Origin of the sequence: Nostoc sp. LEGE 06077, from assembly GCF_015207705.1 — a bacterium.
Classification (GTDB): Bacteria; Cyanobacteriota; Cyanobacteriia; order Cyanobacteriales; family Nostocaceae; genus Nostoc_B.
Map to the genome: position 1 here is coordinate 234616 of NZ_JADEWI010000005.1, position 9852 is coordinate 244467.

Here is a 9852-nt window from a genome sequence, read left to right on the forward strand (position 1 = left end):
ATTTACGCCTCTGCAATGATTTTAGGGAGATATTAAAGTGACTTCAACAGGCGATCGCACAACTAAAAATCCCCCAGAAGCTAATGAGATGGAACGCTGGGCTTCTCTGATTGGAGGTGGGGCTATGGTACTCACAGGTTTAAGCCAACGCTCTTTAAAAGGTGTGCTGACGGCGCTGGCTGGCGGTGGTTTAGTTTACCAAGGTTTAACTAAACAAAGCACGATTCAGCAAGCCCAGGATGCTATTGGAATTAATAAACCAATCAAAGTTGAAAAGACGGTAACTATTAATAAACCAGCCGATGAACTTTATCGTTATTGGCACAACTTTGAACAGTTACCCACCTTTATGAAGCATCTGCAATCGGTGAAGGTATACGACACAAAACGTTCGCATTGGATTGCGAGTGCGCCCTTGGGTAACAATGTTGAATGGGATGCAGAGATTCTCGAAGATAGAGAAAACGAGTTTATTTCTTGGGCTTCTGTCGAAGGTGCAGAGATTGATAATTCTGGCTTCGTCAGATTTAAACAAGCCCCAGGCGATCGCGGTACAGAAGTCAAGATTGTTTTAGAATACAACATCCCTGGTGGCGGATTAAGTGCGGCGCTTGCCAAACTTTTCGGTGAAGAACCAGAACAACAAATCGGTGATGACTTGCGCCGCTTCAAAATGCTCATGGAAGCCGGAGAAATCGCCACAACCGAAGGACAGCCAACAGGCAAAAGATGAAGGATAAAACTCACACTTTCTAATTCACATTTCATACTTCATACTTCACACTTCATACTTTTATGAAAGCAGTCTGTTGGCAAGGTGCTAATGAAGTGCGGGTGGAATCAGTACCAGACCCGACTATTCTCAATCCCCGCGACGCGATTATTAAAATTACTTCCACTGCTATCTGTGGTTCCGATTTACATATATATGGCGGCTATATCCCGACAGTCCAAAAAGGTGACATTATTGGTCACGAATTTATGGGAGAAGTCGTTGAGGTTGGCAAGGGCGTTGATAATTTAAAAATAGGCGATCGCGTTGTTGTTCCTTCTACAATTGGTTGTGGTAACTGTGCTTATTGCCAGCGGGATATGTGGTCGCTGTGTGATAATTCCAACCCTAACAGTTGGCTAGAAGAAAAGTTATTTGGCAATGTCACCTCAGCAATTTATGGCTATTCTCACCTCTTAGGTGGTTATGCAGGCGCACAAGCCGAATATATCCGCGTCCCCTTTGCTGATGTTGGCGTTGTCAAGGTTCCGTCAGATATACCCGACGAGAAACTATTATTTATTTCCGATGCTATCCCTACTGGCTACATGGGTGCAGAACTCTGTGACATTCAGCCAGGAGATACAGTCGCCGTTTGGGGAAGCGGTGCAGTTGGACTCTTTGCCATGATTAGCGCCTACATGATGGGTGCAGAAAAAGTAATTGCTATAGACCGTTTCCCGGAACGCTTAGAAATGGCGAAAAAATATGCCAAAGCCGAAGTAATTAACTACGAAGAAGTTAATGCAGGTGAAGCATTAAAAGAAATGACTGGCGGACGAGGCCCTGATGCGTGCATTGATGCAGTCGGTTTAGAAGCCCACGGTGTTGGTCTAGAAGACTTCTACGACCAAACCAAACAAAAGCTCAGATTAGAAACCGACCGTCCCCACGTATTAAGAGAAATGATGGTTGCCTGTCGTAAAGGTGGCACTCTCGCAATTATGGGTGTTTATGGTGGTTTCGTCGACAAAATACCCTTGGGTGCAGCTTTTAACAAAGGTCTGACCTTCAGAATGGGACAAATGCACGGACAGAAATATATGCATTTGTTACTCCAGCAAATCTTGGACGGTAAACTCGATCCTTCTTTTGTGATAACTCATCAACTCCCACTAGAAGAAGCGGCTCACGGTTATCACATTTTTCAACAGAAAAAAGATAACTGTGTCAAAGTCGTCCTCAAACCATGAATTGGCTAATAGCCGTTCAGTTGTACACACAAATAAATAAAACAAATGAGGTTATTTATGAAGCAAGTCATTTCTAGCTTACGCAAAATTATGGTTGTTTTCTTAGTAGGATTTATGTTCTTACTAGGACAAGCCTTTAGCTTTGTCAACATAGCTCAAGCTGATGTGACAACTCCCGAAGGAATTTATTACAAAGGCGTACCCGAAGGACAAAACGATAATCAAGTGAGAAATGCTCAGTCGAAACTTAAAGGTGCTGCTGATAATATCCGCGAGAAACTAAACTTAGATGAGGACACTCCCAGAGCTACAAAAGAGTTTCTCAAAGATGCAAAAGACCGAGTAGGTGGGGCGGTTGGTAATCAATCCACAGAAAGCAGAGAAGGCTATTACCAAAATCCTCCTAGCAAACAACTCCGAGATAGAACATAAAGCAAAAAGATAGCCATTTAGGTGTGTTAGGCAGTCTTTTCAATGTTTCACGAAAAAGATCATTAAAGCCTAATACCAATTGTTTATGAGGCTGCATAGAATTCGATCCCCCCTAGCCCACGCCAGTCGCTCCACTTGGGGAGACTCCAAGACCGCGCTGGCTCCCCTTAATAAGGGGGGAAGCAGAAAAATCTATCAAAGTCCCCCTTTTTAAGGGGGATTTAGGGGGATCAAGATATGTGCAACTTCACATTAAATTGGGATAACGCACCATTTTATATAACTGTAATTTACTAGCTATTAGTTATTTGTTTATACAAATAACTTAGAATAAATGACAAAGGACTAAAAATTATGAAAGCAGTTTGCTGGCACGGAGCAAACGACGTGCGGGTAGAAACCGTTCCTGACCCAAAAATTCTTAACCCGCGTGATGCCATTATTAAAATTACTTCCACAGCAATTTGTGGTTCAGATTTACATATTTATGATGGCTACATTCCCACCATGCAAAAAGGCGATATCCTGGGGCATGAATTCATGGGGGAAGTTGTAGAATTAGGCAGTGAAGTCAAGAATGTTAATATAGGCGATCGCGTCGTTGTTCCCTTCACAATATCCTGTGGTAACTGTTTTTTCTGCCAGCGCGATTTATGGTCACTTTGTGACAACTCCAACCCCAATGCTTGGATGGTAGAACTGCAAATGGGTCACTCACCAGCAGGCTTATTTGGTTACTCTCATTTATTTGGTGGTTATGCTGGCGGACAAGCAGAGTATGCACGGGTACCTTTTGCTGATGTTGGTTTATTCAAAATTCCCGACCATCTCACAGATGAGCAAGTTCTATTTTTAACTGACATCTTTCCGACTGGTTACATGGCGGCCGAAAACTGCAACATCAAACCCGGCAATATTGTGGCTATTTGGGGTTGCGGCCCAGTCGGGCAGTTTGCCATTAAAAGTGCTTTTCTTCTCGGTGCAGAACGCGTTATCGCCATTGACCGCATCCCTGAACGCCTAAAAATGGCTAAAGAACAAGGTAAAGCCGAAGTCCTCAACTATGAAGAGGTAGACGTTGGCGAAGCACTTAAAGAAATGACAGGCGGTCGTGGCCCCGATGCTTGTATTGATGCCGTAGGTATGGAAGCACATGGCACAGATGCAATGGCTATCTATGACAAAGTAAAACAAGCAGTCCGGCTAGAAACAGACCGTCCTACAGCCTTACGTCAAGTAATTCTGTCTGCGGGAAAAGGCGGTCATGTCTCCATTGCTGGGGTTTACGGTGGCTTCCTCGACAAAATCCCGATGGGTTCGGCTATGAATAAAGGTCTCACCTTCAAAATGGGACAAACCCACGTTCATAGATACTTAAAACCTTTGCTCAATCATATTGAAAACGGTGATCTTGACCCTTCATTTGTAATTACTCACAAACTACCTTTAGACCAAGCACCCCACGGCTACGAAATTTTTAAAGAGAAAAAAGATAACTGTATCAAAGTTGTTCTCAAACCGTAAGGTAGGTAATTAAATATGACTGACACAAGTGTTAAAAAAGTAGATTCTAGCCATTCACCCAAAGGTCAAGATGGTCAAAAATATCTAGCTTCTGGCAAATCCCTTTCGATGCGCCTTTGGGAAAATGAACAACCAGGAAAAGATAAACAACCAACTGCACGGGACTATGAAACTGTTGGTTATGTAATTAATGGTCGTGCAGAGTTGCATATTGAAGGGCAAATGGTTTTGCTAGAACCTGGTAGTTCTTGGGTTGTCCCCAAAGGTTCACAACATACCTACAAAATCCTAGAACCATTCACCGCCGTGGAAGCAACTAGTCCACCCGCCCAAGTTCATGGACGTGATGAAAATTAACCTTTCATAGTTCACCTAACTTCTATGCCTATTGTCATTAGAGTGCGTTGAGTTTTGATTAACGCACTTTTCTCTTATGTGTGTATGACTCAGATTATCGCCATTCGCCTTGCAGAGTAAAAGCCGCCCAATACAAAGGTTTACGCCAAGTAGGATTTTGCCACAAACTTAATTGTGCAGCGCGGAGGGCGGCGATCGCCACTTTCTATCCACAGAGATAATGCTTAATTATAAGTTTTTCAACTTTCAGGATATGCCCCTAAAGATGAGTAAATGGTACCAAGAGTTAATAAAGTATCTGCTTGGGCTAAGTTAATAACTCAGGTTATATATCTGAAGTTGGGGTTTGGTCTGACATGATTCTCTCTTATGGTGAATGAAAGCTGCTTTTTAGATAGCTAAATTGAGAACGTGAATCAACTAAAAGTTTTTACTGACTGTCAAAGTCAAAAACTATAGTTCGTTACCAGGAGCAATATTATGTCAGATACTAGCAAACGCGGCTTTGCTTCTATGGATGAAGATAAGCAACGCGAAATCGCCAGCAAAGGTGGACAAGCTGCTCATGAAAAAGGTACTGCTCACGAATTCACTTCGGAAGAAGCTCGTGAAGCTGGACGTAAGGGTGGGGAAACTGTCAGCCAAGATAGAGAACACATGGCCGAAATTGGTCGAGAAGGTGGAAAGCACTCTCACGGTGGCGGTCGCAAAGCACAACAGAATGATGCTGACGACGATATTGAAGATTCAGATGATACTGAATCAACAGGTACACAAGGCGGTACTAGTGAGCAACACGCCGAAGCCGGCCGTCAAAGCCACAAGAACAAGAATAAGAACAAATAATTTCTTGTTATATCCTGTCCGCTTGATGACTAACTAAACGCCAAAGTTATCCTTAGTCTCCCTTTCTCGTTCACACTGTGGTGTACCCACAAGTTGCAAATTTTCAACCACATCCCGTCTAGAAGAAAGTTCCAGGCTCATAGCCAAAGTTCACTTAAGTTGACTAGAATGCATTTCTCGTTGAGTCATCTTGAGATTACTTGCGCTACAAGACTCGGAATGAATTTCCAGGCGGGATATGGTTTGAGAAAAAGCGATCGCATAATTCATGAGACTATACATTTTGAGTTTTACTAGATCAGCTAATCGGCATTTAAGTTGCATGATTTGGCCATGCGCCTTAACTTGACACCTATGCTGAATCCCCGACTAATTAATTCTGACTCCTGACTTCTGGATTCTTTTTCAAGCAAAAATTTTATACATCATGATATTTTCAGTGAGGGTAAGGAATTGAATATTGGAGATTATGAAGCAGTAGAGAATTAAAATTTCTCTATCCCCAAAAGTAATTCCTGATCTCCTTATAAACGAGGAGTTTCTTTTGTAACTAGTTTCCAACCTTCAGCTTGATCAATAATCTTCATTGATTCTAGTTGCAGGTTGTGAAGAGCAGCTGCATTGAGTAAAAAGTATGGTTTGCTGTCGTAGTGCCAATAATATTGTAGTTCGCCTACTGTCGCGGGAATAATAGTGCGATCGCTATAAAAATCTAAGGAGGAACGATGCTGGGGAAAAGATGTATAAATCTTTTTCACGGCGGGATTAACACGGGATATCATCGTCGCTACTGGTTTGACTGGATAAGCTTCTGATAATTCCCAAGCCCAATAATTAGATTTCACTAATAAAAATAGCGAAATATAACTTCCCCAAAATAAAATCTTCAAAAATTGCTTGTCACCGCGTTCTGCTAAAATTGCTGCCAAAATCATGGTTATCCCAACTGCGGCAAAAATCAGTTGTAAATCAGTTTTTGGCGGTATCCCCCAACTAAAATACATACTACTAGCCGAAGCTATCACAGCAAGTACAGACAAACCAGCTACCCAACTCCGGGGATAAGCTGATAGTAAAGGTAAGTTTTCGGTTTCGGCTAATAACGCCCCAAATGCTAAAGCTAAACCTGGATAAATGGGGAATATATACCAAGGTAACTTGGCATCAATCAGGGAAATACTTAACAAGTAAAATCCACACCATACCTGAATTAATTTAGCCCAACTCAGGTTCCGATTTTCCCAGATGTAACTCACAGTTTGTGGTAAAAACAGTAGCCAAGGCCATGTCCACTTCAAAAGCTCAATCATGTAATACCAAGGTGCTTGAGAAGTTTTGATTCTAAATGTCTCAACTTGGTTGCGAGATTGATTTTGCCAGCCGACTTCGATAAAAGCATAACCATAGTGCCAGATTTGGGCAACATACCAACCCACAGCCGGCAAAATCCCAATGAAGATACCTGTCCAGAAATAATAACTGGTAAGCAATCTGGGGGTATCCCAAAACAAAAATATAATAGCGATCGCACCAAGAATTATGCCTAAAAATCCTTGCGTTAGGCAAATCAAGCCAAAACTTACACCCACTCCTAAGCAATAACGCAAATCACGCCGCGATCGCAATACGCACAGCATCATCACTAGCAAAAAGCAGACTACCACCCCATCTATCATGGCTAATCTGCCATAACGCACCACAGGTAGCATTGTTAGATAAATTAAAGCACTATAAATAGCCGCCCAACGTTGGCGAAATATTTCTCGACCAATACAGTAAAGCAACGGTACAGACAGCGCTGTTAAAATTGCTCCAGGTAAACGTGTTGTCCACTCATTTACACCGACAACAGAGTAAACCCCAGCAATTAACCAATGGGTCAAAGGTGGCTTGTTATAGTAAGGTTCGCCGCCTAAAGTGGGATAAAGCCAACGCATTGAACCAGCGGGCGCACTCCAAATCTCACGGGAAACTTGGGCGATAGTCCCTTCATCCCAATCTCGTAGCGGTAAGCCTCCCAAGTTGATACTAAACAGTAGCACCGCCGCCAGCAGCAATACCAATATCCAGACTCGATCAATCCATTTATCAAGCGCACGATGCTGCTTTTCTCGATGACCCCAAATAAAGCTTCCTTGTTGCATATTCTACGATCATCATTTTACTTGCTAGTTTGACCTTACTTAGTGCTGAGTTAAGAAAAAGTACTCATTGATCTGTTACTCATTTAAATTTCACTCTAACTAGCATATGAGTGCTAATGTGGATGGTCTTTCAACTCAGCACTTTGCATTGCATAGAGACTAAAGCGTATCTCTAATGTTGCACCCTGTCACAACATTTGTCTTTACAATTACTAGATTCCCAGGTTAACTCAATTTTCTCTGATTAGCGATAATTTTTTTTCACTTTATTTAACACTCATTGGTTGATAAAAATGATACAACTGTTACCAACCAGGTGTGTGAATTATTCGTTAGGAAACATCAATGAGTCTACCTTTTATACTAGATATAACAATTGGATTAGTATTTATTTACTTAATATTAAGTTTATTAGCTTCAGAAATCCAGGAACTAATTACAACAATATTGCAATGGCGGGCTGTTCACCTAAAAAAATCAATCGAAATTTTGATAGCAGGCGATGTCAGTAAATCAGATGATGATAATGTAATTCAACTAGTAAACGACTTATATAATCATCCTTTACTGCAAAGCGTCAACCAAGAAGCCAAAGGATTTCTCACTGTCTTACCTCGTAAGTTTATTTGGTTATTATCCTCTCTGCTAAATAGTTTTACTCCTCCCGGAGAAAAAAGAACAAAAAGTATTTTTGGCTATAGCAGGAATGGTAAGGAAGATGTGAGAAAACAAAAGCACAGTGCGCCTTCTTATATACCTGCGGACACTTTTGCTACAACACTAATGGACACATTAGGATTACCCAAGTTAGTCCAAAAATTAACAGAATCAAGACTGATAAATTTTACACATCAGCAATTAGATGAAATCAAAACTATCTTATCAAAATTAGACGCAAGAATTGATCATAACGATGAGCATATTTGCCAATTTTTAGAAAATACTCATGATGAGTTTAATAATACTGTAGAAGCTAGTTTTAAACTGATTATTGCCGATTTTCAGAAAGATAAAATAGATTTATCGACTAGTCTTAATCGCATGGCTAAGAGTTTTGATAAATATATCGGCTGTTTTACAGCTGATATGCCTGATCATGAATTAATCGGTAATGCTCTCCAGCGATTAAAAGTTTTAAGAGCCGATATTTTTGATGATGTTGAGCAGACAATTAATTTAAAAGGCTTGCGTCCGAATATTAACGAAGTTGTGCAATTAATTAGTGTCGGTAGTGATATTCAGCAAGAGTTTATCAATGAGTTTCAAGATAAAGACAGCGAAGCATACCAGACATTTCAATACATCAGCCAAAGATTAGAACAGTTCAGCCAAAAACTACCGCCCTCTGTTGTGGGTAACATGGCGACATTAGCAAGACGCGCTCAACTCAAAGCCAAGTCAACGGAGGATGGCGTGAATATATTACGCCGAGAAATTGAGCAAACCTTTAATAACTCAATGGAACGAGCCTCTGGTGTTTACAAGCGTAATGCCAAAGGTGTAGCGTTGTTAATTGGTTTTGCGATCGCAATTATTGCTAATGCAGATACCTTCCATATTGTCAGCAGATTATCTAAAGACACAGCTATCCGCACAGCTATTGTGAATAATGCTGGACAAATCGTTGAAACCAATACAACACAAGATTTACAACGGCTCAAAGAAGCAACCGACCAAGTTTTGACAGATATATCTCTACCAATTGGTTGGAACCAAGTTAACCTAAATCAACAACTCCCACAAACCCCACAAATTGAAAAAATTCCCCCCGCCATTAGCCATAAATTAACTCCATCCTTCATCAAAAACTACATAACAATGGTTGCTGGCTGGTTCATCAGTGGAATTGCTATTTCGATGGGTGCGCCTTTTTGGTTCGATTTATTGAGTAAGGTTGTCAATGTGCGTAATTCCGGTAAAAAACCCGCAGTTGCTCCGCCTGAACAGACTACTGAAGGTTGAAGAATACATCTGTCAGAATATATCCGTCAGAATACAAGCAGTGGGGGATTCAGACCCGCCACTGATTGTAGACCACCAAATCTCTAATTTGGTGGGGGTCTTAAACCCATTTATTCATCTACCAGTCGCACAGAATTCATACTGAATTCTGGCTCCTGACTACTGAATTCTGTTTGATAAAGCAACAGCGTTTTGCTGATGAACTGTAGGTAGGATGGGCATTTTCAGGAAAATCGGAATGAACTGATATAGTACTTAATGCCCACCTTATAGATATCTCAGTTTTTCAAAAATCAAATATTAAGTTTGATGGGGCAAAAAGTATTTAAAAAACATAAGTTCCACTGACTTTAGTGAGAATTGGACAGTTAGAATACCAAAAATTTTAGTAGTTTTAGTCTGGACTCAGCAAATCTAGTCTTTTAGGAACTCATACCTAGAAGATTTATAGGAATCATATTTGATTTGGAGAAAAAAACTCAGTACACCTGTGTTATACCAATTCACGAAAAACATGATAGAAATAGTTAAATCAGAAATATGAGCAGACGTTCATGGCAGGAGTCACCAAAGTAAAAATAAAAGAGTCAGCCGAGGAATTACGTGAGCGGCTGAGAAAACA

General features: G+C 40.9%; 9 protein-coding genes. 7 read left to right on the forward strand and 2 right to left on the reverse strand.

Annotation, left to right across the window (positions count from 1 at the left end; genetic code table 11):
• Positions 1 to 37: 37 nt before the first annotated feature.
• From IQ244_RS05855 to IQ244_RS05875, 5 genes are all read left to right on the forward strand, one after another.
• Positions 38 to 733, forward strand: a complete 696-nt coding sequence (locus tag IQ244_RS05855) for an SRPBCC family protein (protein WP_193890836.1) — start codon at positions 38 to 40, stop codon at positions 731 to 733.
• A gap of 62 nt (positions 734 to 795) precedes the next feature.
• Positions 796 to 1965, forward strand: a complete 1170-nt coding sequence (locus IQ244_RS05860) for a zinc-dependent alcohol dehydrogenase (RefSeq protein ID WP_193890839.1) — start codon at positions 796 to 798, stop codon at positions 1963 to 1965.
• Between the two features lie 57 nt (positions 1966 to 2022).
• Positions 2023 to 2397 (forward strand): hypothetical protein, encoded by a 375-nt coding sequence (locus IQ244_RS05865; RefSeq protein WP_193890842.1) that lies wholly within the window; start codon positions 2023 to 2025, stop codon positions 2395 to 2397.
• 354 nt (positions 2398 to 2751) lie between these two features.
• A complete protein-coding gene (locus tag IQ244_RS05870) occupies positions 2752 to 3921 on the forward strand; it encodes a zinc-dependent alcohol dehydrogenase (RefSeq protein ID WP_193890845.1) in 1170 nt (389 codons plus the stop codon).
• A gap of 15 nt (positions 3922 to 3936) precedes the next feature.
• Positions 3937 to 4278, forward strand: coding sequence for a cupin domain-containing protein (locus IQ244_RS05875; protein ID WP_015114917.1), 342 nt, complete (start codon positions 3937 to 3939; stop codon positions 4276 to 4278).
• A 94-nt stretch (positions 4279 to 4372) separates the two neighbouring features.
• Here IQ244_RS05875 and IQ244_RS33345 read toward each other — a convergent pair whose 3' ends face one another.
• Entirely contained in the window at positions 4373 to 4480 is a 108-nt protein-coding gene (locus tag IQ244_RS33345) for a CHAT domain-containing protein (protein WP_416209761.1), read from the reverse strand.
• A gap of 278 nt (positions 4481 to 4758) precedes the next feature.
• Between IQ244_RS33345 and IQ244_RS05880 the strand changes: the two genes are divergently transcribed.
• On the forward strand, positions 4759 to 5124 hold the full coding sequence (locus IQ244_RS05880; protein ID WP_193890848.1) for a KGG domain-containing protein: 366 nt from the start codon (positions 4759 to 4761) through the stop codon (positions 5122 to 5124).
• Between the two features lie 524 nt (positions 5125 to 5648).
• Here IQ244_RS05880 and IQ244_RS05885 read toward each other — a convergent pair.
• Positions 5649 to 7268 (reverse strand): ArnT family glycosyltransferase, encoded by a 1620-nt coding sequence (locus IQ244_RS05885; RefSeq protein WP_193890851.1) that lies wholly within the window; start codon positions 7266 to 7268, stop codon positions 5649 to 5651.
• A gap of 345 nt (positions 7269 to 7613) precedes the next feature.
• On the opposite strand from IQ244_RS05885, the gene IQ244_RS05890 reads away from it, so the two are divergent.
• On the forward strand, positions 7614 to 9230 hold the full coding sequence (locus tag IQ244_RS05890; protein ID WP_193890854.1) for a hypothetical protein: 1617 nt from the start codon (positions 7614 to 7616) through the stop codon (positions 9228 to 9230).
• Positions 9231 to 9852: the final 622 nt, after the last annotated feature.